Raw genomic sequence first — 1,108 nt, 5'->3', positions numbered from 1 at the left:
AAATACGACTGTGCCAGGGTAAACTGCTTTAACTTGTTGACCATAGTTAGCGGAAAGCACCATACCTTTCCAGTTTACTTGTCCGGTTTGACGCGTACCGAAGTTATGTAACACACTGCCTTTGAGTGGCCATGGTAGTTTGCCGCGCTGTTTGCCGAGCCCGTCCATTGGTACCGCATTTCGCTTGGCGGCTTTTGCAATCTCGGCTTTTAGACGGGTTTCATTGCGTTGTAGTTCAGCAAGGTAACGTTTGTCGTTTTTAATGCTGCTCTGAATTTTGTTCAGCGTTTGCTTACGATTCGACTGCGTACTGGCCAGTGCGGTACGCTTTTCTGATTGCTGCTTGAGCAGGGTTTCGATCTGCTCTTTCTCTAGCTCAAGTTGGTTTTTGTTGTGCGCCAACTCTTGAGTGGTTTTGGTGATGGCATCAATCACTTCGGCACGAGCCTTGGCTAAGTGCTGAAAGTATTGGCTAATCCGGTCTTCTTCTACGCCTTGATTCAATAAGTGCCCATTCGCTTTCGCTCGCTCGGTCACGTAATACGTTTGCAGCAACTGCTTGAGCTCTTCCTCTTGTGCTTGGCGCTGGGCTTCTTGCAAGGAGATTTTCTCTTCCAGTTTATTGATGTTCTTGTCTGCTTGAGCAAGGTCGGCTTTAGTTTGCTTGATTTCTCGCTCCAGCTTAGAAATGCCAAGCTCTTGGTCTTTGAGCGATTTTTGCAGCTCGTTAAGCTGTTTCTCTTGCGAGGTTAGCGCCTTCTTTTGGCGATTGATTTCGCTAGAAACGCCTTTGAGCTCTTGCTGACTTGCGGCGAAAGAAGAGAGGGGATAGGTGGCAGATAAAGCACAAGTTAATAAAATAGCCGAGCGGAGCACTGGGTGATTTTGTTTTCGCACTTGAGAGTTACCTACCACATTATTGTCAAAGGATCAGAAGACGGTTAAATGCCATCTCCATGGATAAAGCTTTGTGATTTACCGTTAAAGCCTTGGTCCATATCGAGAGACGGTTTGTCTGTTTTTGGTCGACCAACGATTTTCGCGGGTACGCCTGCTACGGTCGTGTGCGGTGGCACCGCTTGCAATACTACGGAGCAAGAGCCGATTT

At 47.6% G+C, this 1,108-nt stretch carries 1 protein-coding gene and 1 pseudogene; both read right to left on the bottom strand.

Features of this window, described 5'->3' with window-relative positions:
- Positions 1 to 915: peptidase M23 (locus R8269_RS25710; RefSeq protein ID WP_318222974.1), on the bottom strand; the 915-nt coding region annotated here is incomplete at its 3' end.
- Between the two features lie 26 nt (positions 916 to 941).
- A pseudogene (gene cysE, locus R8269_RS25705) lies at positions 942 to 1,108 on the bottom strand (serine O-acetyltransferase); the annotation flags it as partial.

The organism is Vibrio sp. Vb0667 (genome assembly GCF_033391095.1).
Note: the sequence above shows the minus strand (reverse complement) of the source record. Positions and strands in the feature narration are given on the sequence as shown.